The organism is Pseudoalteromonas sp. QJM3NY_12 (assembly GCF_056173165.1).
Genome location: NZ_CM149661.1, coordinates 1920897 through 1938363 on the forward strand (window position 1 = coordinate 1920897; position 17467 = coordinate 1938363).

A 17467-nucleotide genomic window follows, 5' to 3' on the forward strand; every position below is an offset into this window, starting at 1 on the left:
TACCTTATATTTATTAACTGATTATGCTTTAGTTGGGCCCGCTATTTCATTCACTTGCTGTTCTAAATTTTTATAAAAGCCCATTAAAAACAACAGCTCAACAGTGACATACAAAGGGCCAATAATTAAGCCAACTAAATCATCAACAAATGCGGGCTTTTTACCTTCAAAATAATGACCAATAAATTGTAATACCCAGCCAAATACAAACACCCCAACTCCAATTGTTAACCATGGCACCAAAGCCATAGCAGCAATTGGTTGTGCAGCTACCAGCAATAAAGTGAAAATAATTCCCATGATTAAACCTAGCGAAAAGTTCAACATAAAATAGTAAACCACAGAGGCTAATACAAAAATTTGCGCGCCATCAATGCTAAAATTAGCAATAGGGATTTCAATTCGGGCGAGTAAGCATAAAGCGGCAAACACAATGAGTGGAATACCAAAAAAATGAGTTAATACATTTCGTTTAGAGCGATGGTACAAACCATACTGGCCGAGCTGTTGTTCAAGGGTTTTCATGACGGCGTTCCTATTGTTATTTTTATAAGCAAAGTTCACCTTATAAAAAATGACACATAATAACAACTGATAACGATAGTTATTCTGTAAAAATGGTGAGCAGTACCTTATGCGTTATAGCTATAAATTAGGTAAGGTCATCGTTAATAATTAACATGATCAGCACCAGGAGCTTTACATGCTTTAAAAAACACGCGCCGTTGGCCTATTACTCGCTTTAGCTGAGATAATTAATGGCAATATTAGAGTAAGGATTTTACATCGATTTTACGCTCTAAAACGCGCTAAAACACTCAGCTTACTTTTGGGCACTGCGATTATTTATGCCATTACTTGGCTGACCTTGCCATGGGTTAACCCTATTTCGTACTTAGATTGTTTAAATGTGGGTTTTGTTTGGCTAACAATAATGCTTAGTTTAGATATTGTTGTGGGCAGATATTTATTTAAGTATAAGTTGCACAAAATACTTGATGATTTTAACCTTTTTAGAGGTAACTTACTGAGTATGGGCATGCTATTACTTTTTATAAGCCCCTGTTTGGTTTTTTGGTTACAGATGAAAGTTATGGTTTAGAGCACTCCTCTAATAGCGAAGCGTCTCTTCGCCCTCTTTGTGCATAATTGACTAAACCCTATTTGAACACAGAGAAGCGAATGAGGAGTAAATGAGAAGCCATAAAAAGTTATCATGTAGTACACTCCTCTAAAAGCGCAGCGCCTCTTTGCCCTCTTTGTGCATAATTCACTAAACCCTATTTGAACACAGAGAAGCGAATGAGGAGTAAATGAGAAGCCATAAAAAGTTATTGTTTAGATCACTCCTCTAAAAGCGCAGCGGCTCTTTGCCCTCTTTGTGCATAATTCACTAAACCCTATTTGAACACAGAGAAGCGAATGAGGAGTAAATGAGAAGCCACAAAAAGTTATGGTCTAGTACACTCCTCTAAAAGCGCAGCGGCTCTTTGCCCTCTTTGTGCATAATTCACTAAACCCTATTTGAACACAGAGAAGCGAATAAGGAGTAAATGAGAAGCCACAAAAAGTTATGGTCTAGTTCACTTCTCTAAAAGCGCAGCGCCTCTTCACCCTCTTTGTGCGTTAATCACTTAAAACCGGCTTAAAGACAGGAGTCAATAACCTTTCAACATACCGCTATCTAAGCTAATGCGGTTACTAGCTTGCCTTTTTCATGTGTTGGTTGCATTGCCATTCGCTCCGTGCCTTTTTCGAATTCTTGCTCTAACATTTTTTGTAATTCAGCAATCTGCTCTTTTATGGCATCTACATCAACCCCTTCCTCTCCTAGTTCTTCTGCCAAGGCTTCTATTGCTGCTTTTAACTCAGCTATAGTTTCTTTATCAACACCTAAACGTTGATAAATTAATGCCTCTTGGGCATTTTCTAAAAAGCTTTTGTCTTCTGGTTTAGCGATAAAATTAGGGGTTGCTTGGTTTTCAGCGGTACTGGTTGTTGCCGCAGCGGCAGATGTTGGCAGAACGTCACTCGATTTTGCCACTTTGTTAACGGGAGTATTATAACTACTATATTGATTTTTAAAGGTTATTGAAGTCATTGGCTCAAATCCATTTTTGCTTTAATCGTTATATTCTTTAACTGAAATAACTTAAGCAACTTTGATACCAGTTAATATTTGATTGTCTCTAAGGCTTATTTTTATTTCAAATTAAGCCCTCTTAACTCATTTCGCACCCACTTCTCATCTAAATACAGCTCTAAGTGTTGCTCAGCAAACTTTAAAAAGCTGCGTGCAGCGTGTGATATATGTCGGTCTGTACGCACCACAAAATACCAATGACTGGCTAAAGTAGTGTCGGTAACATTAAGCACTTTAAAGCTATTATCACCTTTAGGCAGCACATGCTGAGAAAGCACCGCAATCCCCATACCTGAAGCTACCGCCACTCTAATGGCTTCATTACTGGCCATTTGCACACTGTCACTTAATACCAACCCTCTACTTTGCAGCTCGCTTTCAAATAACATGCGCGTTGCGGAGCCTGTTTCACGTAGTAAAAAACGATACGGAACTAAATCAGCCAGTTTAAGTGCGGTTTTATCGGCTAATGGATGATTTAGTGGCACTATAAACACTAAAGGGTTATGTAGAAATCTAGCAGCCTGGGCATGCTCTAAAGATGGCGGGTGACTAAATACATAAATATCGTCTTCTCCACGTTCAAAGCGTGCTAAAACGGCTGAACGATTACCTATTTCAAGTGGTAGCTCTACATGCGGATGTTCATTACTGTATGGGCCTAACAACTTAGGTAAAATATATTGGGCAGTATTAACCATAGCAATTTTACATCGTCCACGTTCACCCCCTTTTAGCTCCGCTAAGTAATCTTGGTAATCTTCAAAATGACCAAAAACCTGTTGGCAAGTCCTAAATAAGGCCATACCAGCTTCGGTTATTTGCAACTTTTGTTGCTGCATAATTATTAACGGTTCACCTACCGCTTCTTGTAAGCGTTTAATTTGTAAAGAAACCGTAGGCTGAGTCAAATGAAGTCCACGAGCGGTTTCGCTTATAGAGCCGGTTTTTACTACACTCATGAATACTTCAAGTAGTCGGAAGGAAAGTTGCCTTATATTCATACGCACCTCATAGGTTTTTATCTATAGGATGTTATCATTCATTTTATTATTTACTATATAAAGATTTGCCTATAATAGCGCCGCTTAACAAATCAAATTAGTAATAAAGAGGAGAACAGCGTGCCTGATATTGTAGTAATGTTTTTTATTTTAGGATTAGCAGCGGGTATCCTTCGCTCTGATTTAGCTATTCCCAAAGCGACGTATGACACTCTCAGCTTACTACTCATGCTTACCATAGGTCTAAAAGGTGGCATGGTTCTGCATGGCAATTTAAGTTGGCAATTACTCCCAGAAATGGCCTCGGTTATGTTACTTGGTGGGCTTATTCCACTCACTTTATACCCTATTTTAAAACACGTTGTTAAGCTAAGCGTAGCGAATAGCGCCAGCATTGCTGCCCACTATGGTTCGGTTAGTGCTGGTACATTTGCGGTAGCATTAGCGTATGCCGAATCGGCTAAATTAGAAGTGGGCGCAGAAGTTACCTTGTACCTAGTTATGCTTGAGTTACCAGCAATTATTGTAGGTTTACTGTTGTATCGTAAGCTCGACAAAGCACACAGCGAAAACACCAACTTATCGTTAAAAGCACTGTGGCACGAAACGCTTACCAATAAGAGTGTGATTTTGCTCGTTGGCGGTGTAATTATCGGTATGATGTATGGCACCCAACAGGGTAGCCAAGTTACGAGTTTACTTACCAGTAGCTTTAAAGTAGTGCTGGCGCTATTTTTACTCGAAATGGGCTTGGTTGCTGCACAAACGCTTCGCCCTTTTCCTTGGCAGCAATGGAAACTGGCTTCCTTCGCCATTATTACGCCGTTATTTTTAGGCACCATTGGCGTTATGGTTGGCACCTTGCTAAATTTAGAATTAGGTTCAGTGGTTATTCTGGGGAGCTTAGTGGCGAGTGCTTCTTACATTGCCGCACCTGCTGCTATAAAAGCCGCTATTCCCAAAGCGGACATTGGTCTTGCCATGCTTAGCTCGTTAGGTGTCACCTTTCCATTTAATGTTATTGTTGGGATTGGTTTGTATCATCAACTTGCCGTTGCCATAAGTTAAATATAACGTATTAAAAAAGCCCAAAGTGGGCTTTTTTAATACGTATAAACCACATAATTGGGCACTCTGACGCTTGCTTGAGCAACAGTATTAAGCAATTTTTGTAATGCTTTTAAAGGCCGCTTTATTTTTTAACTCAAATACTTCGATTTTATGCTCGTTTATAAGCTCATCAACAAAGCAGCTGGGGTTGTTATCATCTGTTATTATGTAGACCTTATGTTTAGCGCGAGTAAGCGCTACATAAAATAAGCGACGCTCTTCACTATGTGCGAAATTATCTTTTGCGGGTAATAATGCTTCTAAAATTTGAGGCGTTGGCTTAATGCTTGGGAATCCAAACGCCCCGCCATTCATTGCTAATATAATGACATAATCGGCTTCTTTGCCTTTTGAGCCATGAAACGTATCACACTCAATATGCAATGTTGAAAACTCTTGCTGTAAAGCACTTATATCGGCCAGTGAAGGTAACTGAAATCGAAACCGTGCAAGTAAATACACAGTAACAGGCTTGCCTGAATGACCGTTAATCCCCTGTAGTAAATGCTTAATTGCGCCATTATTTAGCTCCGCTATTTTGGTGTTTTTAGCTGAGCCACTTTTCAATGTTTTTAGCACGCTAACGGCGGGCTTAGTTACCTTTGCAACTGAGTGAATGTCTTTAGCTAACTGCGCTGGGTTTTTCATAATAAAACCTGCGGCAACCTCGCCAATTTTATTATTAAAGCGAAAGGTCCTATCTAATAGAGTTTGTGTTGTAAAACCAAAATGTAAGGCAAACTCGGTAGTAAGTCGCATATCTGCACCACTAAAACGGTAAATAGCTTGCCAATCGTCTCCTACTGCAAACAGTGAACTATTAGATTTACTATCGCGCAGTGCTTTTACAAGTGTAGCTCGCAGCGGTGATATATCTTGAAATTCATCCACCATGATATAACGCCAAGGCGATGTAAACTTTTTAGTGTTTACATAATCGAGGGCTTTAATAATCATATCGTCGAAATCTATTTCGCCCTGCGTGCGTAAATAATGGTTATAGTTGGCTAACAACGGCTTTAATAATTTCCAGGCTTGCTGTATCTGCTTTGAATCGCTCTCAAGTGTTATATTTGCGGTTTTATACACGCTGATTAATTGGCTAAATAAGGTAGCTAACTTGGTTAAATGACCGCCAGATTTTATCTCTTTTAAAAGCGCTATATGATTAGGCTTTGCAGCACTAAATTTAAACTCGCCTTTAACGTCATTAAGAGTGTTATTTATATAATTTACCAGTGCTTTAGCATATTGTGGTTTAGCATTGGCAAGCGATTCAAAACATCCTTCAACCCATTTTATTTTAGCTTTTTCGTTTTCAGCAAGTTTAGATATTTTAGGTGGCTTGCCCTCAACCTCGCTAATAATAGTCAAGCCGACGCTGTGAAACGTGGCCGCTTTAATGGACTCAGTGCCCAGCTTTTGTTTAATTCGTTCATCCATTTCGCAAGCAGCTTGCTTACCATAGGCGAGTAATAAAATATCGTTGTAATTAGCTTGTTCACTGTTAACCAAGTAGCCCGCTCTGGCCACCAACACACTGGTTTTTCCTGTTCCTGCCCCTGCCAGCACTAAGTTATTGTCGTCATCTATTATACAAGCTCGGCGTTGTTGCTCTGTGAGTGGATTTGCTTCAACACAATTAAAAAAATCGTTATAGCGCTCAAATTGAGACTGGGTATATTTATGCTGAAAAAAACGAGTGAGTGCATCACTCCACTGGCTGTATTGTTCAAGCAATTTTATTTGTGTGCTTACTGGTGTTAAAACATCGCTGCTTTTTATCCAAGGTAGCCAACGTTTACATTGCTCATCTACCTGTTTTTTTATATCAGTCACATATGATTGGCGCAAAAACTGAGTGTGAGCAAAGTGGTTTATTTTACTTAACACTTCGTTGAGCACTGCAATATTGCTTTTAACCCATAGCATATCGGTATGCGCTTTAAATGCCCTATTGCTGCCATAGGCTCTCATCCAAATACGATAATGCTTAGAGTCTGTATTAAAGCGCAGTGTTTGCCCAAGCACACCATACTCATAGCTAATGGGCGACGTTAAATCACACCAACTCAATGAGGTTATTTGTGTTTTATTGCTGATCACTAAACCTTGTTGGTTTATATCGACAAAGCGATGCGGGGTAAAGATACGGCCAAATATACTAGGCTGAATTGAATTCATTAACAGCAGAATTCCTTTATAAAAATGAACCAATTAGCCGTATTTTAAGCGAATATGCCGTACAAGGATAATAAAACCAATAAAAAATAATAGTAATGTTATACGGACTTGCAGCATATAAAAAACACCCAATTAATTTACCCAACTGCTTGGCATAAGTCCCACTATATGACTAACATTTACTATAGATACAGTAAGATAACAAGGATTGAAACATGCGAATAAATTCAATTAGAACTAAAGTCATTTTACCAATCGCTTTTTTAGCACTGATCCTTGCAGGCTTGCTAGTTGCCATAGCTTCGATTACTTACATACAAGACAACGCTATGAAAAGGCAAACAGAAACCTTTTTTGAAGCTGTTACTGTTATTCTCAATGCCGACAGAGACATATATCAAGCACGTATTGCACTCGAAAATTTACTCAGCGCAACTGGCGATAGTGAGACGAATAAAACAGAGTTTTTAGAAAACGCAGAGCAAGTAAAGGATCGCTTTAACAAATACTTAATCTATTTAAAAGATGAAGAAGCGTTACTCGCAAAGCATGATTCATTTTCCAGCTTTATGCCTTTGTATAATGAATGGCTCAATCATAGTAAAACACTCATTAATACCAATCACTCGCAAGGTAAAATGCAAAGTGATTTAAATAAATCTGAACCTGAATTTATAAAAATACGCGAAATGATGGATCAGGCAGGCGAAGAGCTTCGCGCTTATACTAATGAACAACAGCAAGATAAAGTGGGGGCTGAGCGTTTAGGGCGTTATGTAGAAGCCATTTCAGAGGTACTAAATGCCGATAGAGATATATACCAAGCCCGGCTTGCAAAACAAAAAATAGTAAACCAACATGGTGATTTAGAACAAAATCAAAAATTATTTGAAGAAAACGCAGCCCAAGTTATACGTCGCTTTAATAGTTATCGTAGCTATTTAATTGACGAGCCGCAGCTAACACAAAAATATGCCAACTTCGATCAGCTTTATCAGCAATGGTATGAGCAAAGTAAAGCCTTGATTTACTCAACTCCTGCAAAGCAAGTCGCTTTAATTGATAATAATTTAGCAAATGCTGATAAAAGCTTTAACGAATTAAGAAATATACTTGATGTTGCGGGCGAAGAGGCACGCACACATGCCAGAGCGGTAAAACAAGACGTACAACATAGCATTCAACTTTTTGAAAAAATTGTTTTTATTGTGATTATTATTGCCTTTATTGTCGCTTTAGGTGTGGGCTATTACATTCCGAAAAAGCTAACCGATAATATCAATAATATTACCCTTCGTATTAAAGAAATAGCCGCTGGCGATGGCGATTTAACCCAGCGTATTAACACTACATCACACGACGAATTAGCTGATTTAAGCAATGAATTTGATAACTTCTTGAGCCATTTACAAACAATAATAAAAAATATTCAGCAGCAATCAAGCCAACTTGGTGCAGTAACGGGTGATTTAAATGATGTATCTGATACCGCGATGGAAGTAACCCAAAAACTTGCTAATGCCTCTGAGTCAATAGTTAGTGCGGGCCATGAGATGGACATGGCCAATCAACAAATGGCAGAGCTTGCAAAAAATACTGCGCAGGAAGCCGATATATCTAGCGAGCAGGTTAAGCAAGGTGTTCAAGCTATTGATGTGTCAGGCAAAGCGATTGAAGATTTAGCTAACGATATTAAGTCAGCATTAGCGAATTCGGTTGAACTAGAAAGTAGTTCTACAGATATAACCTCTGTTCTTGAAGTGATACGTAATATTGCAGAGCAAACAAACTTATTAGCTTTAAATGCAGCGATTGAAGCCGCTAGAGCCGGCGAGCAAGGCCGTGGATTTGCTGTAGTAGCTGATGAGGTAAGAACGCTTGCCACACGAACTCAACAAAGCACAGACGAAATTGATACCATGATCCAACGCTTAAATGACAATGTTAAAGCGTCGTCTGATTCGATTAAAAATAGCCAAACTAATGCCAATACCACTTTAACCAACTTTGACTCAGTAATTACCATTTTTAATAGCCTGACTCACGCATTTGAAAAAGTACAGCAAATGTCGACTGAAACCGCACAAGCTACACAAGAGCAGTCACATGTGGCTAACGAAATAAATCGAAATTTAGTGTCATTAAAAGAGCAATCTGCACAAATGAAACAAATTTCCACGCAAACCACGCAACAATCTAAAAATGTATCGGCCTTATATAAGCAAATGAAATCGCAAGTGGAAAGCTTTAAAGTATGAGCAAGTAACAATTATAAAGTTAAGCGCACGTAAATTGCGCTTAACTTTTGCTATCAATAATAATCAATTCACACTCAGTGGTCGCTGTTAAGGTGATGGTTTTAGTCTGTGTAACTTCTGCGCCGTCACCCTTATTCATGTTAACTGAGGCTGACTCATCATTAATACTAAACTCTCCTGCCGATGCCAATACGTAGGCTTGATGATCAATCGGCTGTGTTATTGACGTGCCTTTTGCCAGCTTGCCACCGTAAATACGCGCCTGCTGATTAATAAACAGTGCACTATCTTCATCTTTTGGATAACCCGAAACCAGTAAGCTAAGGGTGCTTGTAGCTTGTGTAGGAAACTTCTTGCTTTCCCAGCGCGGCTCAACATTATGTTGATTACTCTGAATCCAAATTTGATAAAACGTTAGTGGTTCATCTGTTAGGTTATATTCTGAGTGGGTAATGCCGGTGCCTGCACTCATTACCTGCACCTCACCTTGCTCGGTGATCCCTTTGTTGCCCATACTATCTTGATGGGTAATGGCACCACTGCGGATAAAACTAATAATTTCCATATTTCTATGCGGGTGCGCACCAAACCCCATACCTGGGGCTACCCAGTCATCATTAACTACACGCAAAGTGCCAAACCCCATACGCGCAGGATTATAGTAATTCGCAAAACTAAAATGGTGCTTTGACTTAAGCCAACCATGGTCTGCATGGCCTAAGCTATTTTTTGGGTAATGAGTAAGCATATTTTTTCCTATACGTTATCTCTGCGTCATTTAGTATTGACGGTCTCGATCATGGGCAGCGTCAAAGGTGTGTTTAGCACCTAAAGGCACAATTTGCGTTGGGTTAATGGTTACGTGACTTACGTAGTAATGAATTTTTGAGTACTCTAAATCGACCGTTTCCTTTATCCCAGGTACTTGGTAAAGCTCATTAATGTAGTTACTAAGATGATGAAATTCGGTTAACTTTTCTCGATTACATTTAAAGTGCCCGTGATACACCGCATCAAAGCGAATAAGTGTGGTAAATAATCGCCAATCGGCTTCAGTGAGTGTGTCGCCTACTAAATAACGCTGTTTTGCTAATCGTGCTTCTAACCAATCTAAGCTATCAAACAAGGCAAAATAAGCTTCGTTGTAAGCTTCTTGAGTTGTAGCAAAACCGGCTTTATACACCCCATTATTAATGGTGTTATAAACACGGGTATTCACTGTTTCTATTTCTTCACGTAGCGCATCTGGATAATAATCGTCGTTGTTACCTGTAAGCTCATTAAACGCGCTATTAAACATGCGAATTATTTCTATTGATTCGTTGTTTACAATAGTCTGCGTTTTTTTATCCCATAATATAGGTACGGTAACACGCCCTTCATAGCTAGGGTCGGCTTTTAAATACAGTTGATAAGCGTAATCTAAGTTATAAAGTGGATCGCCCTGCTCGCCAAATTCCCAACCGTTTTCCATCATGGGTGCTTCAACAATACTCATAGAAATAATGTCTTCGAGCTGCTTTAATTTACGAAATATAATGGTGCGGTGCGCCCAAGGGCAAGCCAAGGATACATATAAATGATAGCGACCTGCTTCTGGTTTAAATTTACTGTTTTGCGCTGATGAAATCGTATCTCTAAACCGGCTATCTTGGCGTACAAATTTACCGTCGCTTTTTTCGGTGTCGTACCATTTATCGACCCATTCACCGTTAACAAGTAACCCCATGTCCGTCTCCTTAGTTTATAGAATGTGCCTACCTTACGCAGATTGGCAGCTTAAAGTTTAATCACTTATGTGATCCGCTTATTAATTTAATTTGTTATGAATTTTTCCATCAACAGATAGCTTTCCAGCTCCTTGGATCAGTAAAGCTAAGGTAATAGCTAACAGCGATAACGCAAATTCATAACCGTTATTGCTCATAAATAAACCGTTATCTATGTGCGTGGTAAAAATAGCAACCACCATAGTGATAGCCAGTACAAAACTCGCAGGACGCACCAGCAAACCAACGATGAGTAGTAACCCACCAAAAAATTCGGCGCCACCGGCCATTAATGCCATTAAATAGCCCGGTGCTAAGCCAATCGATTCCATCCATTGCCCTGTGCCTTCCAAGCCATAGCCGCCAAACCACGAAAACAGTTTTTGTGCACCATGAGCACTAAACACTAATCCCGCAATAAGCCTTAATGGTAATGTTGCAAAAGACTGTTCAGTTTTTGTGATGGCGGCTGTAATATTTTTAATCGTCATAGTTTTAACCTGTATTGTTCCAATTGAGTATGCAGCTATTGTATAAGTTGAATTAAAATTAAATAACTCCTATTATTTGCTCTATATGTTCAAATATTTTGAACAGTTGATATTTGGTATGATAATGAATACACCCCCTATAAGCATAGAAGCTTTGCTGGTACTGGACGCCATTGAGCATCGTGGCAGTTACGCAGCCGCTGCAGAGCAACTTAATAAAGTGCCCTCAGCCTTGTCGTATATTGTTAATAAACTTGAAGAGCAATTAAATGTAACCTTGTTTCAACGTCAAGGTCGGAGAGCGGTTTTGACCCCCGCAGGTAAACATTTACTAAGCGAGGGGCGTAAAGTACTCAATGCTATAAATAATTTATCGGAGCAAACACAAACCATAGCTAATGGCTGGGAGCCACGGATACGTATTGCCTATGACTCTATTTTTGACATAAGTGACGTATTCAAAAACTTACAGCTATTTTTAAATGAGCATAAAAATATCGAGATAGACATTAAAGAAGAAGTACTCAATGGCACTTGGGAGGCTTTAATTGAGGATGACGTTGACTTAGTGATTGGCGCACCGGCGCCTGTACCTAATCAAAAGGGGATCAGAGCGGTAAAAATAGCCGATATTCAAAATGTATTAGTGGTTCACCCTAGCCACCCGTTAGCACAAGTAAAAAGCCCCGTTAAACCCAGCGAACTTGGTCAATACACCACGGTTATAGTGCATGATTCAGCAAAACAAAGTATTCCGTGGTCAGCTAACTTAATCGAAGGTAATCAACGTTTTTATGTAAGTTCTGTAAGCCAAAAAATGACCGCTATTTTATCCGCTATTGGCATTGGTTATTTACCTGAGAACCTTATTGCTGAGTATGTTAAAGCTAACAAACTGCATGTTGTGGAGCTTACCGAACCACGTCCACCTCAAGACTTATACCTTGCATGGAAAATAACTAACAAAGGTAAAGGGCTAAAACAGTTGACCCAAATTATGCTAAATAACCCTAACTAGTGTTTAACCCTAAAAACGCAAAAGCCCATGCTAAAACAGCATGGGCTTTTTGAATCGGTAATAGATATTACAGTGCGAGGTCTTGCTTAGCGCGCGTTAAGTTGTGCGACACTAACTCGTTACCAGACATTTGTTGTGCTTCGTAAAAGTCTGATAATGCAGCTGTTTCATTTTTAGCCATTAAACGTCCTACACCACGGTTACTTAAAGCAAATGACGTAAGCTCACGTACTTTAAAGCGAGGGCCAGTGCTTTGCTGTAATAAAGTAATTGCTTTTGAGCAAATTTCTTCAGCTTGGCTGTAATTTTTTGATTTTACATTTAATGCACAATCGTTAAATGCAACTTCGAATTCTTGAGGAGCTGTTTTAGCTTCTTCAATAACCATTAACTTGTAATCACTTTGATCAGCCATTACAGCAGCTGAGCAAGTTAATAAAGAGCCAAGAGCGATGGTTTTGATAAGTGAGCGTTTCATGATTAATTTCCTATTTGGTTAGTCGTGCTTGTTGCCGACAACTAAACTTTAGAGTGTTTACTTAATCCCGACAAACGATTAAAAACAAACCAATAAGTGAAAAAAACTAACCTATAGACTTTAAGCTGCTAAAAACGTCTAACAGTTCAAAAAATCAATCACCTCTTCTTGCACATCAATATAATCGTCTTCTGACATATTTAATGTTGCTAAAACTTGTTTTTCTATGTCATCCCAATCTTTAGTGGTGTCACCGCGTAAAACACTATTAACCAAATTTTCAGACATTTTTAAAACGCTGTAACACAATTGTTGATTACTTCCAGTTATATCACTTAGCATACTCAAATCGTGATGACGTAAAATAAGCTGGCAAATATCTACAGGTAAATGCCAGCTGGTCGCTAAATAGTAACCCACAGTGGCATGATTAGTTCCATATAAACGCTCTTCTATATCTATTAAGCTTTCTTTATGGGTATTATTTGAAGTATGTAAAGCACTCACGTAATTATCGAATTTAATTGCCATCGGCACAATGCCACAATCATGAAATAAACCCAGCGTATACAAGTACTCAACGGGAACATTGTTTTTTATACGTTGCCCAATAATCATATTTACATCAGCAATTTCTGAGGCGGTATCCCAAAAACGCTCCAAACTAATGCAACATTCTTTTTGGGCGAACATTTGCTTTAGCTTTAAGCTAGGTACTAAAGCTTCAATGCCATTCCACCCTAAAAACATAATAGCCTGTTTAATATTTGACACACTACGAACTAAGCCATAAGCAGGTGAATTAACTATCTTTAGAATAGCTGATGCAATAGCAACATCTTTAGCGATGATTTCTGCGGCGTCTGAGAGCGAGGGCTCCTGTGCAGATGCTAATATTTCAAGATCATTTAAGATTTGTGGTTTTGGTGGGATAACAAAGTTTTTGTTTACATCAGATAACACCTGCTCATTAACTACAATCATCGATGTCTAGCCTCCAGCTAAGCTATATGGATTATTTATTTTATTCCATTTGAACTTTTATACTAGAAGTTGATTAAAGATTTATCAATTTGTAGGTGCTAAATAGGTAGAGCAAAAATATTTTTTAAAACAACATAAGCACACGCCAATGTCTAGGCGTGTGCTTTGAATATTGATTTAGAAGTAATAGCCAATATTAATGTTGAAGCGACGCTCAGTTTCGCTGCTATCGCCCGCTAATGAACCACCAACAAATGGCATATTTTTACCATGAACTAAGTCAAAGTAAGTAAATAAACCACCAGCAGCTACCGAGAAACCGGTTACGTTCATCCACGTATCTCTGCTGTTGTCTGATTTGTCGTAAATTGCACTATAGTCGTTGTAAAACTGTAAGTTTGTTACCGCGCCCCATTGTACCGGTACACTGTATGCTACGTTTGCACTCGACATTGTTGCCTCTGCCGCCATGCTGTCGTAAAACGAGTAAGCGCCCACAGCAATACGGTTTACGTTATCAATATCGTAGTTATATTCACCGTGTTGAAGTTGTAAGTTCCAAGGGCCCATATTACTGTTTAAATGTAATGCCCACGCGTTGTAGTCACCTGCGCGGTCAACACCGTCATGCAAGCCACCAGCAAGTGCCGACACACCTATTTCAGTTTTACCACCTTCATGTTCTAGGTGGTAGCCGTAACGGCCTGAGAACGTATTATACTCGCCTATAGCATTAGTTGGCTCGGCATAAACACCATCTCCCGCTTCTCTAAAGCCAACAATGTCGTAAGAATAGCGATCGCTGCGGTTATCTACATAACCATCAACACCACCTAATTCATCATTTTTGAAAAAGCCCAAATCAAGCTGCCAGTTATCAGCAATCTTACGCTTAAATAACACCCCTAAATCGTGGTCGTCTTCAAGGCCAACATAATAGTTAGTGCTGAAAAAGTAGTTATGTGAGTTGTATGGCCAGTTACCAAAAGGAACCTTGGTAATACCTGCTTGAACTTGCCAATCATCAGCAAAATCGTAAGCTGCATAAGCGTATTTAACAGCGGTCATATAATCAAAAAAGCGAATTTCAGCGTTTAACTTTACATCACCAACGTCGCCTGAGAAATTTAAGCGAAAAATATCAAAGTCAAAATCGCCGCCGCGATTTTTATTATCGTCATCATACGAAGTATGGCTGTAGTTGGTTCGAACAGCACCGCCAATTTTAATTCCCTGAGGCTTGTGTTCATGTTTAGCTACTTTAACTTCAGCTATATCTTCTTTCTCTTCAATGGTGCGCTCGATTGATTTTTCACTTTTTTGCTCTGCTTTTGCAAGTTGCTTTTGCAGCATTTCCACTTGTTTTTGTAAGCTGCTTAATTGCTGCTTAACTTTATCAAGATCTGTATCTGCATGTGCCTGATGTGAAAAAACAACCATAGCCACTGCCAGTGCTAAAGGTTTCATAGGTGTCATAATTTGTCCTTGCTTGCCTTGTTGATATTATTAACTCGAACTTGGTCAGCGTGAGCTAAGTACCTGCTTGATTTTACATGTTGTTTTACAATGATAACGTATTTTTACAACTCTTCAATTACACTTTATGATTTTGCGCAACACACCAGCAACACACAAACTACTTTTAAGCAGGATAAGTATGACAATTGCTCATCACTTTTATAAATGAAAGCAGTAGCTTGCAAAATTAAAGCTTAAAAAAGCAGAGTCATCACGCACCTATTTTAATGTGTTATTATTTGAAAAATCATATTTAAATCAGCCAGTTTACTGCTGCACATATAAATTAAGGCTCTGAAAAATGAAAAATAACGATACCTTTAACACGATTGCTACGTTAATTTTTAAGCATCTTTATAATAACTTTCCAACTCCAAGCCAGTTAGATCCTGAACAATTAATTAGCGATGCCTCAGATCATCAAGGTGAGCAAATAAAAGGAACAATCGCGTTTCTTCTTCATGAAGAATATATATTTTCGACGCCAAGCGCCGCTTTTTTGCTAACCGAAAAAGGCTTTAGCCACGCTTTGTGCCCTAAATTTTAAACTCACCGTTTAAAAGCGATACCACAAAAAAAGCCCTAGCAATTAAAGCTAGGGCTTTTTAATGATTTTTAATGTTTATTTTTTCTCTTTTTCTAAACGCTTTTTAAGACTTAATGCCGCATCTGCAGCCAACAAACGCATAAATTCAGAGCCGTTGTTTTGTTCGCCTTGACCCGCACCTATAACAATTTCAGGCACTAAGCGGCTGTTACCTAGGCTATTAAATAAAGCAGTTTGAATTTTAACTTCCGCTTTAAGTGTTTCATCAAAAACATATTTAGGATCAAGTGCTGCTGACTTTGCGCGTAAACGTGCTTCAGCTAATACATCCATGCCTAATGCCTCTAAGCGTTGCTGTTTTAAGATTTCTTCTTGCTCTTTTGCAAGCTCAGCCTTTACTGCAACACGCTGTTGTGCAGAAATAATTGCATTGGCTTTTATTCGCTCTGCATCAATTTGCTCTTTAATTTTTAGCTTTTCAGACTCAGCTCTTTGCTTTGCAATCGCTTGTTCGCCTAATGCAACTTCTGTACGTGCTTGTTGCTCTGCCTTTTTAAGGTTTTGTCTTGCAAGGGCTTCATCTGCTGCAGCTTGCTTTTGCGCCTCTAAGCGCGCATTTACCTTATTTTCGTAATCAATATCAATAATACTCGCATCAACCACCGTTATACCGTAAGAGCCTAAAATAGGTGCATTACGCAGCGGCTTTCCTTCAGCATCTTTCTTTATATTAATGGTAACGCGTTGTTGCTTACTTAAATTGCTTAAATCGTCAGACTTGTCACGCTCGCCAGTACTAATAATTTGCTCAGTAACAAAAATGCCATTAGTCAGTTGATCAGAAAAATCTTGGCTTAATTGACCATTACCACCTGAATAATGTTGCTCAACCGACATCATACGTGCAGACGCTTTTACATTTTCTGTAGTGGCACGCATTAAAAGGTTAGAGATGAGAGTCTCTTGGGAACCAAATTCTTCATGAATTTTTAATAATCCACGTAAAGCACCCGACTCACTTGCAGGTACATTACCTGGTAATCTAAAACGTGATACTCCTCTGGCGCCACCAGTTGTCGTATCTAAAAATCGAATAGGAATGAGTGGTACAATGGCACTGGCTGTTGCACTGCTATCACCGGTAAAGTTAATCGAGATAACTTTTTTATAGGCTGATGTGGTGCCAAATGCTTTTAAGTAAGGACCAGCTTGGTTTATTACCGTTAAATTACCAGTAAAAGCTGATTGGTGAACAAGCCGTTCATCGGCTTCATTCCATGAAATAACCTGCGATGTTAATGTTGCAATCACTGCTAACACCACAACAACTGACGTTAATAAAATTACATTACGACGGCCAAAACGTGCCATAAATGATGTATTTTTTGCCTCTGCGACGGCTTGTTGCTCGCTATCCATTTTTAGTACTCTCCATGTTTAATTTCTTTTTAACAAAATAAGTAATTTCTTGTTCGCTTAAGTGCGCACAAAAGCTACCCGATCGATGCAAATCTATAAATGTTGCAAGGATCTCTTGTTTGCCTTTAATTGTTTTTTCCTGGTTTTCTTGGGTTTGGTTTTTCTCGCTAAGTTGAGCAATAAGATCATCAATGATGGTGTCTTTATCAAATAACACATTATATTCTTTTGACTTTCTTACTCGGCTCTTACGTACATTGCTGTAAATCACATAAAGCGCCACACACAAAATAATAACAAGCGTACTTAACCCAATAATATAAAAAATCATAAAGTCTGCTTATATTAATTGAATAATTAACCCTAACAACAAATGTAACGGTTAAATCACAAATGTTAAGCCGATAATTTTACAGAATAACGCCCCAAATAACAGAATTAATACTTGGCTCTTGTATATTTTTGTAAAAATTAAAATAGAAAAGTTTAATATCTGAAGTCTCAACATCAACAATGTTACTTTTAATGAGTGTGGGTGACAGCC

General features: G+C 38.7%; 16 protein-coding genes. 4 read left to right on the top strand and 12 right to left on the bottom strand.

The genetic code is table 11. From position 1 onward, the window contains the following. Positions 1–21: 21 nt before the first annotated feature. The 3 genes from AC0VZ5_RS08890 to AC0VZ5_RS08900 form a co-directional block, all read right to left on the bottom strand. Positions 22–525, bottom strand: a complete 504-nt coding sequence (locus AC0VZ5_RS08890; protein ID WP_475472457.1) for an Mpo1 family 2-hydroxy fatty acid dioxygenase — start codon at positions 523–525, stop codon at positions 22–24. Between the two features lie 1159 nt (positions 526–1684). Further along, positions 1685–2101: a hypothetical protein gene (locus AC0VZ5_RS08895; protein ID WP_055012600.1), complete on the bottom strand. Its 417-nt coding sequence runs from the start codon at positions 2099–2101 to the stop codon at positions 1685–1687. 101 nt (positions 2102–2202) lie between these two features. Beyond that, positions 2203–3147, bottom strand: coding sequence for a LysR family transcriptional regulator (locus tag AC0VZ5_RS08900; protein WP_055012601.1), 945 nt, complete (start codon positions 3145–3147; stop codon positions 2203–2205). Between the two features lie 120 nt (positions 3148–3267). Between AC0VZ5_RS08900 and AC0VZ5_RS08905 the strand changes: the two genes are divergently transcribed. Next, the gene (locus AC0VZ5_RS08905) at positions 3268–4215 is read left to right on the top strand and encodes a sodium-dependent bicarbonate transport family permease (protein WP_178956189.1); all 948 of its coding nucleotides are present in this window, start codon (positions 3268–3270) and stop codon (positions 4213–4215) included. 90 nt (positions 4216–4305) lie between these two features. On the opposite strand, the gene helD is transcribed toward AC0VZ5_RS08905, so the two are convergent. After that, entirely contained in the window at positions 4306–6441 is a 2136-nt protein-coding gene (helD, locus tag AC0VZ5_RS08910; protein WP_475472460.1) for a DNA helicase IV, read from the bottom strand. Between the two features lie 215 nt (positions 6442–6656). Here helD and AC0VZ5_RS08915 point away from each other — a divergent pair, with 215 nt between their 5' ends. Beyond that, positions 6657–8699, top strand: coding sequence for a methyl-accepting chemotaxis protein (locus AC0VZ5_RS08915; RefSeq protein ID WP_475472462.1), 2043 nt, complete (start codon positions 6657–6659; stop codon positions 8697–8699). Between the two features lie 40 nt (positions 8700–8739). Here AC0VZ5_RS08915 and AC0VZ5_RS08920 read toward each other — a convergent pair whose 3' ends face one another. The 3 genes from AC0VZ5_RS08920 to AC0VZ5_RS08930 all read right to left on the bottom strand — a co-directional run bounded on the left by AC0VZ5_RS08920 (position 8740) and on the right by AC0VZ5_RS08930 (position 10959). Continuing rightward, positions 8740–9447 carry a pirin family protein gene (locus AC0VZ5_RS08920; protein WP_475472464.1) on the bottom strand — a complete coding sequence of 236 codons (708 nt, stop codon included), beginning with the start codon at positions 9445–9447 and terminating at the stop codon, positions 8740–8742. Positions 9448–9477: 30 nt separating this feature from the next. Continuing rightward, positions 9478–10428 (bottom strand): glutathione S-transferase family protein, encoded by a 951-nt coding sequence (locus AC0VZ5_RS08925; RefSeq protein WP_475472466.1) that lies wholly within the window; start codon positions 10426–10428, stop codon positions 9478–9480. Between the two features lie 81 nt (positions 10429–10509). Then, on the bottom strand, positions 10510–10959 hold the full coding sequence (locus AC0VZ5_RS08930; RefSeq protein ID WP_475472467.1) for a DoxX family protein: 450 nt from the start codon (positions 10957–10959) through the stop codon (positions 10510–10512). A gap of 124 nt (positions 10960–11083) precedes the next feature. Between AC0VZ5_RS08930 and AC0VZ5_RS08935 the strand changes: the two genes are divergently transcribed. Next, positions 11084–11977: a LysR substrate-binding domain-containing protein gene (locus AC0VZ5_RS08935; RefSeq protein ID WP_138607418.1), complete on the top strand. Its 894-nt coding sequence runs from the start codon at positions 11084–11086 to the stop codon at positions 11975–11977. Between the two features lie 67 nt (positions 11978–12044). On the opposite strand, the gene AC0VZ5_RS08940 is transcribed toward AC0VZ5_RS08935, so the two are convergent. From AC0VZ5_RS08940 to AC0VZ5_RS08950, 3 genes are all read right to left on the bottom strand, one after another. Then, entirely contained in the window at positions 12045–12455 is a 411-nt protein-coding gene (locus AC0VZ5_RS08940; protein ID WP_010390302.1) for a hypothetical protein, read from the bottom strand. Positions 12456–12593: 138 nt separating this feature from the next. Further along, complete coding sequence (locus tag AC0VZ5_RS08945; protein WP_178956195.1) at positions 12594–13439, bottom strand: HDOD domain-containing protein; 846 nt, start codon at positions 13437–13439, stop codon at positions 12594–12596. Positions 13440–13616: 177 nt separating this feature from the next. Then, on the bottom strand, positions 13617–14915 hold the full coding sequence (locus tag AC0VZ5_RS08950) for a porin (protein ID WP_198523290.1): 1299 nt from the start codon (positions 14913–14915) through the stop codon (positions 13617–13619). A 343-nt stretch (positions 14916–15258) separates the two neighbouring features. On the opposite strand from AC0VZ5_RS08950, the gene AC0VZ5_RS08955 reads away from it, so the two are divergent. Beyond that, entirely contained in the window at positions 15259–15504 is a 246-nt protein-coding gene (locus AC0VZ5_RS08955; protein WP_054201077.1) for a hypothetical protein, read from the top strand. A gap of 75 nt (positions 15505–15579) precedes the next feature. On the opposite strand, the gene AC0VZ5_RS08960 is transcribed toward AC0VZ5_RS08955, so the two are convergent. Further along, complete coding sequence (locus tag AC0VZ5_RS08960; RefSeq protein ID WP_138607424.1) at positions 15580–16923, bottom strand: SPFH domain-containing protein; 1344 nt, start codon at positions 16921–16923, stop codon at positions 15580–15582. Beyond that, the gene (locus AC0VZ5_RS08965; RefSeq protein WP_010390319.1) at positions 16916–17254 is read right to left on the bottom strand and encodes a hypothetical protein; all 339 of its coding nucleotides are present in this window, start codon (positions 17252–17254) and stop codon (positions 16916–16918) included. The genes AC0VZ5_RS08960 and AC0VZ5_RS08965 overlap by 8 nt, the downstream gene beginning before the upstream one ends. Between the last annotated feature and the right edge of the window lie 213 nt (positions 17255–17467).

Coding starts and splice junctions, on each gene's coding strand:
- AC0VZ5_RS08890 (WP_475472457.1), bottom strand. CDS start 525: ATGAAAACCCTTGAACAACAGCTCGGCCAGTATGGTTTGTACCATCGC.
- AC0VZ5_RS08895 (WP_055012600.1), bottom strand. CDS start 2,101: ATGACTTCAATAACCTTTAAAAATCAATATAGTAGTTATAATACTCCC.
- AC0VZ5_RS08900 (WP_055012601.1), bottom strand. CDS start 3,147: ATGAATATAAGGCAACTTTCCTTCCGACTACTTGAAGTATTCATGAGT.
- helD (WP_475472460.1), bottom strand. CDS start 6,441: ATGAATTCAATTCAGCCTAGTATATTTGGCCGTATCTTTACCCCGCAT.
- AC0VZ5_RS08915 (WP_475472462.1), top strand. CDS start 6,657: ATGCGAATAAATTCAATTAGAACTAAAGTCATTTTACCAATCGCTTTT.
- AC0VZ5_RS08920 (WP_475472464.1), bottom strand. CDS start 9,447: ATGCTTACTCATTACCCAAAAAATAGCTTAGGCCATGCAGACCATGGT.
- AC0VZ5_RS08925 (WP_475472466.1), bottom strand. CDS start 10,428: ATGGGGTTACTTGTTAACGGTGAATGGGTCGATAAATGGTACGACACC.
- AC0VZ5_RS08930 (WP_475472467.1), bottom strand. CDS start 10,959: ATGACGATTAAAAATATTACAGCCGCCATCACAAAAACTGAACAGTCT.
- AC0VZ5_RS08935 (WP_138607418.1), top strand. CDS start 11,084: ATGAATACACCCCCTATAAGCATAGAAGCTTTGCTGGTACTGGACGCC.
- AC0VZ5_RS08940 (WP_010390302.1), bottom strand. CDS start 12,455: ATGAAACGCTCACTTATCAAAACCATCGCTCTTGGCTCTTTATTAACT.
- AC0VZ5_RS08945 (WP_178956195.1), bottom strand. CDS start 13,439: ATGATTGTAGTTAATGAGCAGGTGTTATCTGATGTAAACAAAAACTTT.
- AC0VZ5_RS08950 (WP_198523290.1), bottom strand. CDS start 14,915: ATGACACCTATGAAACCTTTAGCACTGGCAGTGGCTATGGTTGTTTTT.
- AC0VZ5_RS08955 (WP_054201077.1), top strand. CDS start 15,259: ATGAAAAATAACGATACCTTTAACACGATTGCTACGTTAATTTTTAAG.
- AC0VZ5_RS08960 (WP_138607424.1), bottom strand. CDS start 16,923: ATGGATAGCGAGCAACAAGCCGTCGCAGAGGCAAAAAATACATCATTT.
- AC0VZ5_RS08965 (WP_010390319.1), bottom strand. CDS start 17,254: ATGATTTTTTATATTATTGGGTTAAGTACGCTTGTTATTATTTTGTGT.